This is a genomic window from Rhizobium sp. AAP116, from assembly GCF_001295785.1.
Classification (GTDB): domain Bacteria; phylum Pseudomonadota; class Alphaproteobacteria; order Rhizobiales; family Rhizobiaceae; genus Allorhizobium.
Window position 1 is genome coordinate 1 of the sequence record NZ_LJIB01000026.1, and the last position, 15,160, is coordinate 15,160.

Here is a 15,160-nt window from a genome sequence, read left to right on the forward strand (position 1 = left end):
CGTTTGCGACGCTTTCGGCACCGGCTACTTCTACATCCCCGGCACCGAAACCTGCCTCAAGATCGGTGGCGAAGTTCGTTTCGCTTACGATTGGAACAACAATGACGCTCCGCGTGTTGTTAACGGTACTGCCACCGGCATCAACATCGACGACTTCCAGACCCGCGCTCGTCTGACTTTCCAGACTGCAAACGACTCGGAAGTAGGCACCATCGGTTCCTTCGTTCGTCTCGAAGCCACCAGCGATGGTACGCAGGGCGTGTCGCTTCACGAGGCCTTCATCACCGTCGGCGGTTTCAAGGCTGGTTACTTCAACACCTGGGCTGACGACATCGGCATCTCCGGCGAAAACGACACGTTCATCTCGAACGCAAAGTTTGACTCTGTCAGCTACACCTACGCTGCAGACGCTTTCACCATCGGCCTCGGCGTGGACGAACTCCGTCAGGCTGACGGCGCATTCGGCATCCAGGGTCTGGCTTCCACGACCCTCGGCGCCGTAACTCTGACCCTCTGGGGCGGCTACGACACCAAGGCTGACGAAGGCTACGTCGTCGGTAAGGGCTCTGCTGATATCGGCCCCGGCACCTTCGAACTCTACGCTGGTTGGGCTTCCGACCCGTCGCACTACGTCGGCACCGTCGAGTGGACCGTTGGCGCTGCTTACGGCTTCAAGGCAACCGAAAAGCTGAAGATCACCCCGTCGGTCAACTTTGTTGAGCAGTTCAACAACGTCGACTACGTAACCGGTGGCGTTCTGGCTTCCTACGCTGTTGCTTCTGGCCTCAAGGTTGACGCAACCGTCGACTACAACAAGGGCGACTCCAAGGACTGGACTGGCTTCGTTCGCCTGATCCGTTCGTTCTAATTCGATCTCCAGATCGAATAAGGGAAGCCCGGCCTTGTGCCGGGCTTTTCGTTTTTGAAGAGGTTTTGTGACGATCGCTGGTGCGCGATCTGCGGCAGGGTTCAGCTGCCCAGAAACGTGCCGATCGCCTCCGCAACCCCATTGAGATGCAGCAGCGGAGCATGACCCTGCCCGTTGGCCTCGACGACCGTGCATTGGGCATGTCGCTGAGCCATGTCATCCGTCGTGGCGCGGGACAGAAGCCGCGAGTGTTCCCCTCGCACCACCATCAGCCGCTTGTCCGTAAGCAGCGCAAACTGCGCCCAGAGGTCGGGGAAGGGCTGGCTCAAGTCGGCGGCGCGAAACTGCGCGGCGATGGCTTGGTCAAAATCTGCGGTGAGCTTTCCATCGATGTCGCGATAGAGCGCCTGCGCCATGCCGGCCCAGTCGTCCGGCCTCAGCGCCGGAAACTCTGCGCCATGGGTGGCCTTGAGAATGGCAGCCGCTTCGGCATAACTTGAAGGCGCAGGCCGAGTGCCGAGATAGCCCTGAATTTGCCTCAGCCCCTCCGTCTCCAGCACGGGCCCTATATCGTTGAGCACAAGCCTTTCGATGCGGTGAAGATGCGTCATGGCCAGCACATGCAGGATCAAGCCGCCACGCGAGGTGCCGATGAAGGCGGCGTGGTCTACGCCCAAGGCGTCGAGCACGGTGACCACGTCGCCCGCTTCGACCGGGATTGTGTAGCGCTCCGGCTGCGGGTCCCGATCCGACAGGCCGCGGCCGCGCGAGGAGATCGCAATGATCCGCCGATCATAGGGCGGAGCTGCCAGCATCCGCGCGAGATCTTCGAAATCGAGCACATTGCGTGTGAGCCCAGGCAGGCAGACGATGGGCGTGCCGCCATTGTCTGCGCCATGAATGCGCACATGCAGGTTGAGTCCGTCCGGAACGGTGATGAAGCGGTCGATAACATCGGCCATGCGGCTCTCCTTCGCTGTGTCGAAAGAGAGCCTAGCGGAGCCTTCACCGCCGGTCACCAGGCAATAATGGACAGGGCAGGGCGCTTATCGGCCGAAGCGCAGGTCGTGCACGATGTCGGTCTTTTGCCCAAGCCGGCTCTTGTAGACCTGGTAATTCTCCATCACCCGCATGACGTAGTTGCGCGTCTCGGGGAAGGGGATCCGCTCGATCCAATCGACGACCTCGTCGATCGACTTGCCACGCGGATCGCCGTAACGCTCGATCCAGCCCGGCACCTTGCTGGCGCCGGCATTGTAGGCGATGAAGGTCAGCACATAGGAGCCGTCGAAGCGGTCGATCTGCTCGCCCAGATAATGGGCGCCGAGCGTGGCATTGAAGCCGGGATCATTGGTCAGCTTCTCCGGGCGATAGGCAAGGCCATGGCGTTGCGCGACAGCCTTTGCGGTCGACGGCAGAAGCTGCAGGAGCCCGCGTGCGTCCGCCGGCGAGATGGCGGTCGGGTTGAACGCGCTTTCCTGGCGGGCAATGGCATAGGCAAGCGCCTTGCCGGAGCCGGCAATATTGGCCGAGGACGGAATGACGCCGACGGGGAAGGCCAGCGCCGGCACGTCGATCCCCCGCGAATAGGCTGTCTTGCCGATCTGCAGCGCCAGTTGATGGCCGCCGGAGGATTTCTCCGCCCTTGCACTCAACATAGCGAGTTCGCCAGGGCTCTCCAGTTGATCAGCCAGCGCACGGTAGAGGCTTTGCGCCCGCCAGCCATGACCGGCCGCTTCGTAACGGGCAATCGCCTGAACGGCTTCGCGCTGCGCAAAGCGGTTGCGATCGGATTGGCTGGGACGCGGATAGGGGATCTCGATCCCCGGCCGGTCGAGGCGCGCGGCGGCGAGCTGGCCATAGAAGGTGCTGGAATGCTCGGCGGCGCGGGCAAAATACTCGCGCGCCTTGCGGTCGCGCGACACTTCCGCGGCGCGACCCAGCCAGTACCAGGCGCGGCTGGCAGACAGCGGCCGGTTGGAAACCTCGAGGATGCGGGCAAAATGCCGGTTCGCGGTATCCGGATCGTTCAGCGCGCGCAGTGCAAACCAGCCGGCATGGAATTCCGCATCGGCAATATCGGTTGGCTGAGTCGCCACATGCCGGGAGACGATGCGATAGGCCTCGCGGACCTGACCCTGATCGGCAAGCCCGCGGGCAATGATACGCTGTTCGTCCCACCAGGCGCCGGTATTGACCAACTCGGCCCGATCACGCGGCATCTGCGAGAGTAGCTTGGCCGCTTCCTCGAATTTCTGCTGGCGGCGCAGGTTTTCAATGCGGATGAAGAGCAGCGCCGGATCGTTGCGCCACTTGCCATCCACGGCCTGGATCAGCCCGCCGACATTGTCGGCCTTCAAAATCAGCCCTGCCCAGGCGCGGTAGAGCGACTGCGCCTCACCGAGCGAGGCAAAGCGCTTCGCCTGGCCCACCCGCTCGCGATACATCAGATAGTCCATGCGGGCGCGGTGATCGGCGGGCCGCAGCAGGCCGGAAAATTCACCCATCACCCGATCTTCCGTCGCTTCGTCCAGGCCCTCCGTGCGCCAGAGGTTGCGGATCAGGCTTGCAGCCTTGCTCCGGTCACCCGTCGCGAGATGCGCGCGTGCCAGAAGCATCGTGCCTTCGGTCGTCTCCGGCGCGGTATTGCCGAAGGCGGAAAGCACGGTGGCGGCCGGCGGATTTTCACGGAAAAGCGCCTTTTCAGAATTGGCGCGGAAGGATTTGAGCCCCGGCCAGCCCTGAAGCTGCCGCTGGGCAGCGGCGATTTCGGCCGCCGGTACGTCGCTCAAGCCGGACATGGCGATCGACCAGGTCAGCATCTGCCGGTCGAGCCCGGCGGGCATGCGGTCGCGGATCGCGATCGCCTGGGCGCCCTTGCGATCAGACAGAGCATCAAGGCCGGACTTCAGCCGCGGATTGGCGGCAGCCAGCCGCTCGCCGCGCGGAATGGCGCCGGTGGTCTCAAGCGACGGCGGTGCCGCCTTGCTCGGTGCAAAGCCGAGCGGCTTCATAGGCGGCACAGGCACGTCGGAAAGCGCCTGCGCACTCGTCGACGACAGGACGAGCGCAAGACCGAGACCGAGGACAGAACGATAAGGCAGCGACATCTTCATCCACACACTATAACCCATGGCAACACACGAGAGAGTAGGCCGAGCACGCGGTTAACAAAAGCCTAAAGCCAGCGATCACATTCTCTCGAACGAAGCCTCGGAAAACTGTCACAAATCTCCTGCAGATGCGCTTGTCGCACCTGATGGTGCGAAGTAATGTGCCCCCGATTTAATCTGAGAATGCGGCCGAAGCGTGGATGTCGGCCCCCGAGGAGTTCATTGCATGTATCAGGGATCCATTCCCGCGCTCGTCACGCCGTTCACTGAAGAGGGCGCTGTCGACGAGCAAGCCTTCGCCGCCCATGTCGAATGGCAGATTTCCGAAGGCTCCTCCGGTCTCGTGCCGGTCGGCACCACGGGTGAATCGCCGACCCTCTCCCATGCCGAACACAAGCGCGTGGTCGAGCTCTGCGTCGAAGTGGCAAACAAGCGCGTGCCCGTGATCGCCGGTGCCGGCTCCAACAACACGCTTGAGGCCATCGAGCTTGCCCAGCATGCCGAAGCCGTCGGCGCCGATGCGCTGCTCGTCGTCACACCCTATTACAACAAGCCGACCCAAAAGGGTCTGATCGCGCACTACAAGGCGATCGCAGAAGCCGTCGCGCTGCCGATCATCATCTACAACATTCCCGGCCGTTCGGTGATCGACATGTCGCCGGAAACGATGGGCGCGCTGGCCAAGGCGCACAAGAACATCGTCGGTGTGAAGGATGCGACCGGCAAGATCGAGCGTGTCTCCGACCAGCGCATCACCTGTGGCCCGGATTTCGTCCAGCTCTCGGGCGAGGATGCAACCGCACTCGGCTTCAACGCCCATGGCGGCACCGGCTGCATTTCGGTCACGGCCAATGTTGCCCCGCGCCTCTGTGCCGAATTCCAGGCAGCGACCCTGGCCGGCGATTATACGAAGGCACTCGCCTACCAGGACCGCCTGATGCCGCTGCACAAGGCGATCTTCCTGGAGCCCGGCCTCTGCGGCGCGAAATATGCGCTGAACCGCACCCGCGGCATGAACCGCACCGTCCGCCTGCCGCTCTTGGCAACGCTTGAGGCCTCGACGGAAGCCGCGATCGACGCGGCCCTGAAGCATGCGGGACTAGTGAATTGAGGGGATGACCGCTCGCCGCCCAGGCGGCGAGCGCAACGGCCTCGACCTGACCTTATCTTATCTGATCTGATCAGACGGCGGTCAGGTCTCCCGACGCAAGGCCTCGCGCAAATGGGCCTCGGCTTTTGCGCTGTCGATCTCGCGATCCCGAGCCAGCAAAAGCCCAATCAACCCGTCGCGCAAGGCCTCAAGCCGCAACGCTGCATCGCGCGGGGAGGCGAGTGACAGGCCCTGTTCTGCAAGGCCTTCGACGAGAAGTGCCGTGAGCCCGTCCCGCAGCCGATGGCGTGCCGTCTCCACGGCCTTTGCCAGCCATTCGTCTTGAGAGCCAAGACTTTCCGCCTCCATCCACAGGCGCCAGATCGGTTGTGCCTCAGGCGAAAAGCTCTCCTTGAAAAAGCGGTCGAGCGATTGTGCCGGGCTTTCCTTGGCTCGCCGCATATCCTCGGCAATGTCAGCGAAAATGACGCTCCAGGCTGCTGCGCGCAGTTCCGGCCAGCGGAAGTAGTGGTTCAGCAGGCCGGTCCCGACACCGGCTCGCTCGGTCACCGCACGGGTCTGAACGACAACGAGCCCCTCCTCCAGCAACAATTCGACCGTGGCAGCAAAAATCCTCTCCCGCTTGCTGATCGCGGGCGTGCCGTTTCGGGTCACAAGGGGCATGTCGATCTCAGGCTTGCCGGTCACGGGCGCCTCCACTTGACAGATTGAGCGGTCGCTCAATAACGTAGAGCAATCGCTCAATGGAGTACCCTCAATGACTCAGGACCGCAACCAGGCGGTGGATGTCGTCCGCGCCGTGGCGCTTATCGGGATCGCCGTGGTCAATCTGCCCTTCATGGCGCAGCCCATGGAGACCATGTTGGTGGCGCCGGCCGCCGCCATGGACCGGGTCGCGCTCTATCTTGTGGAGTTGGTGTTCCAGGCGAAGTTCTTCCTGCTGTTCTCCTTTGTCTTCGGCTGGGGCATGGAGATCCAGATCCAGGCCGCTCAGCGCGCGGGCGCTTCCTTTGCCCGCCGCTTTTCCCGGCGTCTCGCCATGCTGGCGCTGTTCGGCGCCCTGCATGCCGTTCTGGTCTTCTCGGGCGATATTCTCCTGCTCTATGCCATGCTCGGTCTGATCACCTGGGCCGTCAGGGGCGCTACCAGCCGCAGGCTGTTGCTGATCGCCGGCGGCATGATCCCTGTGGCCGCCCTCTCGCTCATGGTGCTCGCCGTCCTCTTCGCGGAAATCCCGCTTCCGCCAGCCCATCCCAATCTCGGCGGCAGCTATACCGAGACGGTCCTGACCCGTTGGCGCGACTGGCCGCAGACTTTCTTCTTCCTCCTGCTCTTCCAGGGGCATCTGGCTTTCGCCGCCTTCCTCGCCGGGATCGTCGCCGCCAGAAACGGTCTTTTTGAAAGCGGAAATGCCCTGGCAAAAAATCTGCGCCGCAAGGTTTTGCCGCTGCTCGTCCTCGGCCTTACCATCAATGCTCTCTATGTCGCGAGCGGCGCGTTCGGCGAGGCAAGCCCCGTCCTTGCTTCTCTCGGCTTCTGCAGCCTCGCCCTTGGCGGTCCGATCCTCGCCACCGCCTATCTCGGCCTGATCCTCAGCCTGTCGGACCGTGTCCGCTTTCCCCTCTTTTTCTTGCTCGCGGGACGCAATTCGCTGAGCTGCTATGTCACCCAGGGCTTGCTCGCCGGCCTCCTTTTTGGCGGCTATGGCCTCGGCCTGTTCGGCACGCTCGGCAACCTTACGCTGCTTGCCCTGTCCTTCGCCGTTACAATCCTCGCCATGCTCCCGGTCGTCGCCTTCGCGAGCCGCTTCGGCCACGGCCCGCTGGAACTGCTGCTGCGCAAGGTCACCTATGGGTGAGGGGGGCGCCTGCCGCTGTTGGCAACGCTGGAGGCCTCGACGGGAGCCGCGATCGACGCGGCGCTGAAGCATGCGGGACTGCTGAACTGAGGGGATGAGGAGGCGAGGTTGCGCCGTCTGGATCCGCACCCAGCAAAAGAAAAGGCAGGTTACTGAAAGTAACCTGCCAGTTTTTCATGAACCGACGAGAATCAGATCAGAATTCGAGCTCAAGTCCACTTTCGCAGAAATCGAACTTGGTAGGCTCCGACTCGCTGCCATCGGCATAGGCGGCCTTGACCCACTGCGTGCAGTTGTCGCCATTGGTGCTCTGATCCCAAGCGAGGTCGACGGTCTCTCCCGGCTTGATGCCGCTTCCGATGTCGAAGTAACCCCACTCAGCCTTGTCTTCGGACACCAATAGCTGGGTGATAGCTGTGTTGGTCGAGTTCGTGGCGGTGAACGAGAATTCATCGGCATGAGCCGCAGTTACGGTCATTCCGTTAGCCGCGATGCCGAAAGCGATGGCCAGCATACCAGTACGAAGGCGATGGAATTTCATCTTGTGTCCTTGAAGCAATGAGAGTTCGACGCCGTCTTTTTTGCACCACGCTTTTTTAAAGTCGACGCAAATGAAGACATGCGGAGGGTTCCTCCCAAAAACGGTTGCTGGATGTTCCGATACAGCTGCTTTGACGGGAGAATTCGGCGCGCCATGCAACCAAGCCAGGGTTCCCGGTCGCCATACGAGGCGCGATCCCCCGCCCCAAATCCTCATCCACCTTTATTTCCCCCCCATCCTCCATTACATATCCCTGACAACAGCCACGCCCCGCCCGGGCGCAGGCGATCCACGACAAAATCCCGGGCGAAACGGAAGATTTGACCATGGCCCCCAGAGGCTCGCAGCGCACCGTCAACAAGATTGTCGCGGAGAACCGCAAGGCGCGTTTCAATTATGAGATCATCGACACCTACGAGGCGGGTCTGGTTCTGACCGGCACGGAGGTGAAGTCGTTGCGCGAGGGCAAGGCCAATATTGCCGAATCCTATGCCTCCGACGAGGGTGAGGAGATCTGGCTGATCAATTCGCATCTGCCGGAATATCTGCAGGCGAACCGCTTCAATCACGAGCCGCGCCGCCGTCGCAAGCTGCTTTTGTCCAAGCGCGAGATCAACCGCCTGCGCGCCTCGATCAATCGCGAAGGCATGACGCTGGTGCCGCTCAAGATCTATTTCAACGAGAAGGGCAGGGCGAAGCTGGAGCTTGCGCTCGCCAAGGGCAAGAAGCTGCATGACAAGCGCGAGACCGAGAAGGAACGCGACTGGAACCGCCAGAAGCAGCGCCTGATGAAGACGGGTTGAGTGGCATGTCCCTGGAATTCCTCAGACTCACCGTCGGCCCCTTCGTCTTCGAGGCCCGTTTCGAACGCGAAAAGGCGCCCGAGACCTGCCGCATCTTCGAAAGCTTCCTGCCGTTCCGCAACCAGGCGATCCATTCGCGCTGGTCGGGCGAGGCGGTCTGGGTGCCGCTCGGCGATTTCCAGTTCGGGGCCGGTTTCGAAAACCACACGGCCCATCCCTCGCGCGGCGACATCCTGCTTTATCCTGGCGGCTTCAGCGAAACGGAACTGCTCTTCGCCTATGGCTCCTCGCAGTTTGCGAGCAAGATGGGCGTGCTGGCCGGCAATCATTTCCTGACGGTGACCAAGGGTGCAGAGCAGCTGGAGGCCATGGGGAAAATGGTTCTCTGGCAGGGCGCGCAGGCTATCGCTTTCGAGGCGATGTGAGCGACGGCCGCGGCCGTGCCCCCATTCACAGGCTGCCCCGCATCATCAGCAGACGCAACGCATCCGCACGCGCGGCCGAGGGGATCCGGGCGGCATCTTGCGCGTCGAGCCCTATGTCCCTCAGCCCGTGCGCGTCGAGGTGATTCACGTAGTTGACCGGTCCTTGGGCGCGGTGGCGAAAGAGCCATGCGACAGCGGTCATCAAAAGCGGGAGCGGGGCGCGTTGGGAGGCTTCGATGCCGGATGCGTTACGCCCCTCGTGTCTGGTTTGCATGGTACCGATCCCCTAGAGCATTTCCGGCGAAACGGAGTCGCCTTCAATGCTCTATCTCTTTGTTTTTACGGAATTCCGGACGCAAAACCGCTTCGCACTTTTGCTGCAATTGCTTTAGATGGCGATGGGCGACCGGGCACGCGCCGCCGTTGCGGTCGCATGTTCGGTAGGCGTTCGGCTTGCGGTCGTATGATCAGTCCTTGATCTGTCCGGAAGGCATGGCTTCAGGCGTGGTCAGGGATTGCATGTGCCGCCGGTGCGACGCGGATGTGTCGACGGAGATTGCGCCCGTCGATGGCAAAGACAATGCCATGCGTTGCTCGTGCTCCAGCAGCCAGCGCTTGCGCCAGAGCCCGCCACCATAGCCGGTGAGGCCTCCATCGGCGCCGATCACCCGGTGACAGGGAATGATGATGGCGATCTGATTCGCACCATTGGCGCGGGCCACGGCCCTGACGGCGCTCTCCCGGCCCAGATCGGCGGCGATCCCGGAATAGCTGCGCGTCTCGCCGGCCGGAATGTCCCGCAGGGCCTGCCAGACGTCGCGCTCGAAGGCGCTGCCATGTCCCGCGAGCCTGACCGTGAAGTCGGTGCCCTGGCCGCTAAAGTAGCGGTCGATCTCGTCTCTGACCTGTTCGATGACGCGGATCTTGCCGAGCATCACGCCCAGCTTCTGGCGGGCCTGCAGCCGTGCGATCTCGGAAGAGAGTGAAGGGCGGTCGGTGAATTCCAGCAGATGCAGCGCATGGTCGTCGGCGATTGCGACCATCGTGCCGATCGGTGTCTCGAGGAAATCCGCCTTCAGCAGTGCCTGGCCGCGTAGGCCAGCCGGGGCCGTGCCGAAGAGCCGGGTGATCGCCGCGCGAAAACCGCTGCCGGACTCGTAACCTGCATCGAGCTGCGCCTCGATCACGCTCTCGCCGCCGGACAATGTGTCGGCACCGCTGCCAAGGCGGCGCAGGCGCGCCATTTCCAGAAAGCTCATGCCGAAACGGCGATTGAAGGCCCGGCGCACCGTGGAGGGATCGTGTCCGCGGGCGATCACGTCCTGCTCGCTCCAGCGTCTGCACGGATCGGCTTCCAGGGCTTCGACGAGGCCCGCGACAAGCGGATCGTTGCCGCCGTGATGCAGCGTCGGTCGGCAACGTTTGCAGGGACGGAATCCGGCACCGAGGCAGGCGGCGATAGTGTCCTCGAAGATGCAGTTTTCCGATTTCGGCTTGCGGGCGCTGCAGGTCAGCCGGCAGAAGACCCGTGTCGAGGTCACGCAGACGAAATGCAGGCCGTCATGGGCCGGATCGCGGCGGATAAGGGCGTCGTATAGGGTGTCGTGGTCGGGTTTTTGGAACAGCATGGCGGCACCATAACCCACCCCGCTCAACCGTGCCGCCGAAAATCGGGCGCCGATTTTTTCTCGCCGCTCGATCGACCGCAATCGGCGGTCTGCAGCGGCAAGGCCGGCAGCCCTGCTTCAGTGTTCGTCTTCGCTCGCCGTTGCCGGTTCCGGTGCGCGCGGGGTGCCGCGTTCCGACGGGTCTCGGCCGATTTCGGCCTTCAGCGTCATCAGATCGATGAAGTGATCGGACTGGCGGCGCAGGTCGTCGGCGATCATCGGCGGTTGCGTCGCCATGGTCGAGACGACAGAGACCTTGCGGCCCTTGCGCTGCAGCGCTTCGACCAGCGTGGTGAAATCGCCGTCGCCGGAAAAGAGCACGAGATGGTCGACGGTTTCGGACTGTTCCATCGCGTCGATGGCAAGCTCGATATCCATGTTGCCCTTCACCTTGCGGCGGCCCATGGAGTCGGTAAATTCCTTCGCCGGCTTGGTGATCACCTTGTAGCCGTTATAGTCCAGCCAGTCGATCAGCGGGCGGATCGAGGAGTATTCCTGGTCCTCGATGAGAGCGGTGTAGTAATAGGCGCGCAGGAGATAGCCGCGCTTCTGGAAGGCTTTCAGGAGCTTGCGGTAATCGATGTCGAAGCCGAGGCTCTTGGACGCGGCATAAAGATTGGCGCCATCGATGAAGAGTGCAATTTTTTCACGGGGGTCGAACATTTCGATATCCTTACGTCAAATATGAACAGTCTCGGCAATCGGCAATCAAAACAATACCTTGCCCCTCCAGTTATGATCACAGTTTTACATTATGAAATGATCATATAAAAATCTATCTAGGGCATCGTCAGGTGCAATCCAAGCAGCCTGCGGTTGAAATGTGGTGTATTGAGGGCCTTTTCCGGCCTTCATTTTTGGGCTTGGCAGGGTGCCAGCACGAAAAACTTGAATTTGCCTGCCATTGCCTGTATCGCAGCCGTCAATCCCACGCATTCAAGATCGCAAAGGACAGGCAATGGCCCGTGTCACCGTTGAAGATTGCATCGACAAAGTCGAGAACCGCTTCGAGCTCGTTCTGCTCGCAAGCCACCGTGCCCGCCAGATCTCCCAGGGCGCGCCGATCACCATCGATCGCGACAAGGACAAGAACCCGGTCGTCGCTCTGCGTGAAATCGCTGACGAGACCCTCTCGCCCGACGACCTGAAGGAAGATCTGATCCATTCGCTGCAGAAGCACGTCGAAGTCGACGAGCCGGAGCAGGAGCCGAGCTCGATGCTGGCCAATACCGGCACCGCCGGCAAGGGCGAGGAAGAGGACGAACTGCCGGAAACGCTCACCTTCGACCAGATGTCGGAAGAAGAGCTGCTTGCCGGTATCGAAGGCCTTGTTCCGCCGGAAAAGAGCGACGATTACTAATCGTCAACAGATCAGACTTAAGTCTTGATCTGACTGTAGGATGAACGTGCGCCAGTCGTCTCGACTGGCGCGCTTTTTCGTTTGTGGAGACGATCGGAATGATGCGGCAATACGAGCTCGTTGAGCGGGTGCAGAAATACAAGCCCGATGCCAACGAAGCTCTGCTGAACAAGGCCTATGTCTATGCCATGCAGAAGCACGGCAAGCAGACACGCGCCAGCGGGGACCCCTACATCTCCCACCCGCTCGAAGTTGCCGCCATTCTGACGGACATGCATCTCGACGAATCGACGATCGCGGTTGCGCTCCTGCACGACACGATCGAGGACACGTCCGCGACCCGTGCCGAGATCGACGAACTCTTCGGCGAGGATATCGGCCGTCTGGTCGAGGGCCTCACCAAGATCAAGAAGCTCGACCTCGTCACCAAGAAGGCCAAGCAGGCGGAAAACCTGCGCAAGCTCCTGCTCGCCATTTCCGATGACGTCCGCGTTCTCCTGGTGAAGCTCGCCGACCGCCTGCACAACATGCGCACGCTCGAGCACATGCGTGACGACAAGCGCGCCCGAATTTCCGAAGAGACGATGGAAATCTATGCGCCGCTCGCCGGCCGCATGGGTATGCAGGACATGCGCGACGAGCTGGAGGACCTGTCCTTCCGCTACATGAACCCGGAAGCCTATGAGACGGTCACCAATCGCTTGGCGGAGCTGTCGACCCGCAACGAAGGCCTGATCACCAAGATCGAGGACGAGTTGCGCGAGCTCCTGGTGGCAAACGGCCTTTTGACCCCCTCGGTCAAGGGCCGGCAGAAGAAGCCTTACTCCGTCTTCCGCAAGATGCAGTCGAAATCGCTCTCCTTCGAACAGCTTTCGGACGTCTATGGCTTCCGAATTCTCGTTGACGACATCCCCGGCTGCTACCGCGCGCTTGGCATCGTGCATACTCGCTGGCGCGTCGTGCCGGGCCGCTTCAAGGACTACATCTCGACGCCGAAGCAGAACGACTACCGCTCGATCCACACCACTATCGTCGGCCCGTCGCGCCAGCGCATCGAGCTGCAGATCCGCACGCGGCGCATGCACGATATCGCCGAATTCGGTATTGCCGCCCACAGCCTCTACAAGGATGGTGAGAACGGCGATCCGAGCGAGCCGCTGCAGCGCGAAAGCAATGCCTATTCCTGGCTCCGCCATACCATCGAGGCGCTGGCGGAAGGGGACAACCCGGAAGAATTCCTCGAACACACCAAGCTCGAACTCTTCCAGGACCAGGTCTTCTGCTTTACGCCCAAGGGCAAGCTGATTGCGTTGCCGCGCGGTGCCACCCCGATCGACTTTGCTTACGCCGTTCACACCAATGTCGGCGATACCTGCGTCGGCGCCAAGATCAACGGTTCGATCATGCCGCTGGTCACCCGTCTGTCGAATGGCGACGAGGTCGAGATCATCCGCTCTGGCGTGCAGGTGCCGCCCGCCGCCTGGGAAGAGATTGTCGTCACCGGCAAGGCCCGTGCCGCCATCCGCCGCGCCACTCGCATGGCGATTCGCAAGCAATATGCAGGCCTTGGCCAGCGCATTCTGGAGCGCACCTTCGAGCGCGCCGGCAAGGTGTTCTCCAAGGACACGCTGAGACCCGCGCTGCATCGTCTCGGCCAGCGCGACGTGGAAGACGCGATCGCCTCGGTCGGTCGCGGCGAGACCTCCTCGCTCGACGTTCTCAGGGCCGTCTTCCCCGACTATCAGGACGAACGTGTGACCGTGAAGCCCTCCTCGGACGAGGGCTGGTTCGCGATGAACAGCGCCAATGGCATGGTCTTCAAGATCCCCGGTCCCGCCCATCCGAAGGGTGATGTGCCGACAGCGGGCGATGGTCCGGATCCGCTGCCGATCCGCGGCCTTTCCGGAAACGCCGAGGTGCATTTCGCGCCTGCAGGTGCCGTGCCCGGCGACCGAATCGTCGGCATCATGGAAGATGGCAAGGGCATCACCATCTACCCGATCCAGGCTTCCGCCCTGCAGCGCTTTGAAAACGAGCCGGAGCGCTGGATCGACGTGCGCTGGGATCTCGACGAGGCGAACAAGTCGCGTTTCGTTGCACGAATCCTGATCAATGCGCTCAATGAGCCGGGGACGCTGGCGACCGTTGCGCAATGCGTTGCCCGTCTGGATATCAACATCCGGGTGCTCAACATGATCCGCATCGCCACCGACTTCACGGAAATGGGGATCGATCTCGAGGTCTGGGACCTTCGTCAGCTGAGCCAGCTGCTTGGCGAGCTCAAGGAACTCGACTGCATCTCGACGGTGAAGCGCGTTTACGACTGAGGCGATCTGCCGTCTCACAGACATGATCGGTGCGGATAATGTCCGCCCGGTCGCCTCGTAGCCGCCCTCGCTGCCTCACTTTTCATCACAATCCTGCCTAATTCGTAAACCTCGACCCCATCGCTATGCGCTTTGCGCATGGCTGACGTCAGTTCTTGTCTCTGGTTGATTGTGCGCCGCACCATTATATCTCGGTCAACAGATGAAGACAAAGAACCGAGGACAAAACGATGTTTACTCCGATCCGCAAATTCGCCCGCGCCCTTCGCGTTCCGACCGTTGCAGAGCGTGAAATGAGCTACCTGAACGGCGCCCGCGATCTCGTCGACCTGGAATACCGCCAGCGCGAAATCGACCGTGGCATGTTCCGCCGCGGCTGATACGTCGACCGACCATATCTGGTCCATGCTGCGACGCCGGTTCTTGCCGGCGTCTTTGCTTTTTGGCCACCTTGATGGCCGCTTTTCCTTGCCCAACCCGTCCGGCATCCACTACATATCCCGCATGCTGTTTCGACGCAGGCAACCGATTTCCAGACTGACGAAGCTACGCGAGCTTTTTTGGCCGCGCCGGGGCTTCATCCGGTCGTTTCAATATCTGAGCAAACGGATCTTGCGCTTGTCGGCCACCCCGCATGCGATTGCCGCCGGCGTTGTGGCAGGCGTCGTCTCGTCCTGGACCCCATTCATCGGATTGCATTTTCTGCTCGCCTTCGCGATTGCCTATCTCATTGCCGGCAACATGGTTGCTGCTGCCATCGGAACAGCCTTTGGCAATCCTCTGACCTTTCCGCTCATCTGGGCCTCGACCTGGGAGGTCGGCCATCGCCTGATCGGCAAGGGGGTTCCGGTCACGGATAGTTTAGATCTCGAGAAAAAGTTTTCCCTTTCGGCCTTCGAGAGCATGTGGCATCCGATCTTGAAGCCGATGCTCGTGGGGGCTATCCCGCTCGCCGTCGTCAGTGGCGCGGCCATCTATTGCGTCATCTATTTCACCGTGGCGAAATTCCAGGCCCGTCGCCGCGAACGGCTTGCCGAACGCGCCCGTGTCCGCCTCGCCGAAGCTCTCCAGGGATCGAGCGTCTGAC

The 15,160-nt window shown here is 61.7% G+C and carries 16 protein-coding genes; 9 read left to right on the forward strand and 7 right to left on the reverse strand.

Annotated elements, in window-relative coordinates; genetic code table 11:
* The coding region (locus tag IP85_RS14730; protein WP_054150443.1) for a porin at positions 1 to 868 on the forward strand (868 nt) is incomplete at its 5' end.
* 101 nt (positions 869 to 969) lie between these two features.
* Here the strand turns inward: IP85_RS14730 and IP85_RS14735 are convergent.
* Positions 970 to 1,830 carry an alpha/beta hydrolase gene (locus IP85_RS14735; RefSeq protein ID WP_054150444.1) on the reverse strand — a complete coding sequence of 287 codons (861 nt, stop codon included), beginning with the start codon at positions 1,828 to 1,830 and terminating at the stop codon, positions 970 to 972.
* An 84-nt stretch (positions 1,831 to 1,914) separates the two neighbouring features.
* Positions 1,915 to 3,882, reverse strand: coding sequence for a lytic transglycosylase domain-containing protein (locus IP85_RS14740; protein WP_245280887.1), 1,968 nt, complete (start codon positions 3,880 to 3,882; stop codon positions 1,915 to 1,917).
* 325 nt (positions 3,883 to 4,207) lie between these two features.
* Between IP85_RS14740 and dapA the strand changes: the two genes are divergently transcribed.
* Positions 4,208 to 5,092, forward strand: a complete 885-nt coding sequence (dapA, locus tag IP85_RS14745) for a 4-hydroxy-tetrahydrodipicolinate synthase (RefSeq protein WP_054150446.1) — start codon at positions 4,208 to 4,210, stop codon at positions 5,090 to 5,092.
* A gap of 81 nt (positions 5,093 to 5,173) precedes the next feature.
* Here dapA and IP85_RS14750 read toward each other — a convergent pair whose 3' ends face one another.
* Positions 5,174 to 5,779 (reverse strand): TetR family transcriptional regulator C-terminal domain-containing protein, encoded by a 606-nt coding sequence (locus tag IP85_RS14750; protein WP_197278021.1) that lies wholly within the window; start codon positions 5,777 to 5,779, stop codon positions 5,174 to 5,176.
* Between the two features lie 70 nt (positions 5,780 to 5,849).
* On the opposite strand from IP85_RS14750, the gene IP85_RS14755 reads away from it, so the two are divergent.
* Positions 5,850 to 6,950, forward strand: coding sequence for a DUF418 domain-containing protein (locus tag IP85_RS14755; protein WP_054150447.1), 1,101 nt, complete (start codon positions 5,850 to 5,852; stop codon positions 6,948 to 6,950).
* Between the two features lie 196 nt (positions 6,951 to 7,146).
* On the opposite strand, the gene IP85_RS14760 is transcribed toward IP85_RS14755, so the two are convergent.
* Positions 7,147 to 7,491, reverse strand: coding sequence for a hypothetical protein (locus IP85_RS14760; RefSeq protein ID WP_153761869.1), 345 nt, complete (start codon positions 7,489 to 7,491; stop codon positions 7,147 to 7,149).
* 326 nt (positions 7,492 to 7,817) lie between these two features.
* Between IP85_RS14760 and smpB the strand changes: the two genes are divergently transcribed.
* Positions 7,818 to 8,294, forward strand: a complete 477-nt coding sequence (gene smpB, locus IP85_RS14765; RefSeq protein ID WP_054150449.1) for an SsrA-binding protein SmpB — start codon at positions 7,818 to 7,820, stop codon at positions 8,292 to 8,294.
* A gap of 5 nt (positions 8,295 to 8,299) precedes the next feature.
* On the forward strand, positions 8,300 to 8,719 hold the full coding sequence (locus IP85_RS14770; RefSeq protein ID WP_054150450.1) for a DUF3830 family protein: 420 nt from the start codon (positions 8,300 to 8,302) through the stop codon (positions 8,717 to 8,719).
* A gap of 25 nt (positions 8,720 to 8,744) precedes the next feature.
* On the opposite strand, the gene IP85_RS14775 is transcribed toward IP85_RS14770, so the two are convergent.
* From IP85_RS14775 to IP85_RS14785, 3 genes are all read right to left on the reverse strand, one after another.
* Positions 8,745 to 8,993, reverse strand: coding sequence for a hypothetical protein (locus IP85_RS14775; protein WP_054150451.1), 249 nt, complete (start codon positions 8,991 to 8,993; stop codon positions 8,745 to 8,747).
* A 193-nt stretch (positions 8,994 to 9,186) separates the two neighbouring features.
* Positions 9,187 to 10,347 (reverse strand): trifunctional transcriptional activator/DNA repair protein Ada/methylated-DNA--[protein]-cysteine S-methyltransferase, encoded by a 1,161-nt coding sequence (locus tag IP85_RS14780; RefSeq protein WP_082347764.1) that lies wholly within the window; start codon positions 10,345 to 10,347, stop codon positions 9,187 to 9,189.
* Positions 10,348 to 10,464: 117 nt separating this feature from the next.
* Positions 10,465 to 11,049, reverse strand: coding sequence for an NYN domain-containing protein (locus IP85_RS14785; protein ID WP_054150452.1), 585 nt, complete (start codon positions 11,047 to 11,049; stop codon positions 10,465 to 10,467).
* Positions 11,050 to 11,344: 295 nt separating this feature from the next.
* Between IP85_RS14785 and rpoZ the strand changes: the two genes are divergently transcribed.
* The 4 genes from rpoZ (at position 11,345) to IP85_RS14800 (ending at position 15,159) form a co-directional block, all read left to right on the forward strand.
* Complete coding sequence (gene rpoZ / locus IP85_RS14790; protein ID WP_006727366.1) at positions 11,345 to 11,746, forward strand: DNA-directed RNA polymerase subunit omega; 402 nt, start codon at positions 11,345 to 11,347, stop codon at positions 11,744 to 11,746.
* Between the two features lie 98 nt (positions 11,747 to 11,844).
* On the forward strand, positions 11,845 to 14,073 hold the full coding sequence (locus IP85_RS14795; protein WP_054150453.1) for a bifunctional (p)ppGpp synthetase/guanosine-3',5'-bis(diphosphate) 3'-pyrophosphohydrolase: 2,229 nt from the start codon (positions 11,845 to 11,847) through the stop codon (positions 14,071 to 14,073).
* 230 nt (positions 14,074 to 14,303) lie between these two features.
* Positions 14,304 to 14,453: a DUF3563 family protein gene (locus IP85_RS22000; RefSeq protein WP_069041758.1), complete on the forward strand. Its 150-nt coding sequence runs from the start codon at positions 14,304 to 14,306 to the stop codon at positions 14,451 to 14,453.
* 124 nt (positions 14,454 to 14,577) lie between these two features.
* Positions 14,578 to 15,159: a DUF2062 domain-containing protein gene (locus IP85_RS14800; protein ID WP_054150704.1), complete on the forward strand. Its 582-nt coding sequence runs from the start codon at positions 14,578 to 14,580 to the stop codon at positions 15,157 to 15,159.
* The last annotated feature ends 1 nt before the right edge of the window (position 15,160 follow it).

What these genes read in the sequence shown, in the direction of transcription:
- IP85_RS14735 (WP_054150444.1), bottom strand. Translation starts at nt 1,830, where the DNA reads ATGGCCGATGTTATCGACCGCTTCATCACCGTTCCGGACGGACTCAAC.
- IP85_RS14740 (WP_245280887.1), bottom strand. Translation starts at nt 3,882, where the DNA reads ATGAAGCCGCTCGGCTTTGCACCGAGCAAGGCGGCACCGCCGTCGCTT.
- dapA (WP_054150446.1), top strand. Translation starts at nt 4,208, where the DNA reads ATGTATCAGGGATCCATTCCCGCGCTCGTCACGCCGTTCACTGAAGAG.
- IP85_RS14755 (WP_054150447.1), top strand. Translation starts at nt 5,850, where the DNA reads ATGACTCAGGACCGCAACCAGGCGGTGGATGTCGTCCGCGCCGTGGCG.
- IP85_RS14760 (WP_153761869.1), bottom strand. Translation starts at nt 7,491, where the DNA reads ATGAAATTCCATCGCCTTCGTACTGGTATGCTGGCCATCGCTTTCGGC.
- smpB (WP_054150449.1), top strand. Translation starts at nt 7,818, where the DNA reads ATGGCCCCCAGAGGCTCGCAGCGCACCGTCAACAAGATTGTCGCGGAG.
- IP85_RS14770 (WP_054150450.1), top strand. Translation starts at nt 8,300, where the DNA reads ATGTCCCTGGAATTCCTCAGACTCACCGTCGGCCCCTTCGTCTTCGAG.
- IP85_RS14775 (WP_054150451.1), bottom strand. Translation starts at nt 8,993, where the DNA reads ATGCAAACCAGACACGAGGGGCGTAACGCATCCGGCATCGAAGCCTCC.
- IP85_RS14780 (WP_082347764.1), bottom strand. Translation starts at nt 10,347, where the DNA reads ATGCTGTTCCAAAAACCCGACCACGACACCCTATACGACGCCCTTATC.
- IP85_RS14785 (WP_054150452.1), bottom strand. Translation starts at nt 11,049, where the DNA reads ATGTTCGACCCCCGTGAAAAAATTGCACTCTTCATCGATGGCGCCAAT.
- rpoZ (WP_006727366.1), top strand. Translation starts at nt 11,345, where the DNA reads ATGGCCCGTGTCACCGTTGAAGATTGCATCGACAAAGTCGAGAACCGC.
- IP85_RS14795 (WP_054150453.1), top strand. Translation starts at nt 11,845, where the DNA reads ATGATGCGGCAATACGAGCTCGTTGAGCGGGTGCAGAAATACAAGCCC.
- IP85_RS22000 (WP_069041758.1), top strand. Translation starts at nt 14,304, where the DNA reads ATGTTTACTCCGATCCGCAAATTCGCCCGCGCCCTTCGCGTTCCGACC.
- IP85_RS14800 (WP_054150704.1), top strand. Translation starts at nt 14,578, where the DNA reads ATGCTGTTTCGACGCAGGCAACCGATTTCCAGACTGACGAAGCTACGC.